General features: G+C 67.1%; 1 pseudogene. It reads left to right on the forward strand.

Going from position 1 to position 286, the window contains the following annotated elements:
* A pseudogene (locus EN786_RS39220) lies at positions 1–286 on the forward strand (ATP-dependent DNA helicase RecG); the annotation flags it as partial.

Genomic DNA, 286 nt, shown 5'->3' on the forward strand with positions numbered 1-286 from the left:
GATCGCCGCAACCGGCCGGGCATCGCGCTCGCCGCCGAAGGCGCAATCGTCACGCTCGAGGTCCGCATCGACCGTCACCAGCCGCCGCCGCGCGGCAACAGATCGGTGCCGTACCGTGTCTTCGCCCATGACGACACCGGCGAGATCGCGCTGACCTTCTTCCATGCTCACGCTTCCTATCTCGAAAAATCGATGCCGGTGGGCGAGCGCGATATGGTCGGGGTGGACCATGGTCGGGCGGCCGTTGAACCACTCCATGCGGCCCGAGATGACGACGTGCTCGCCC

It is taken from the genome of Mesorhizobium sp. M4B.F.Ca.ET.143.01.1.1 (assembly GCF_004792275.1).
GTDB lineage: Bacteria > Pseudomonadota > Alphaproteobacteria > Rhizobiales > Rhizobiaceae > Mesorhizobium > Mesorhizobium abyssinicae.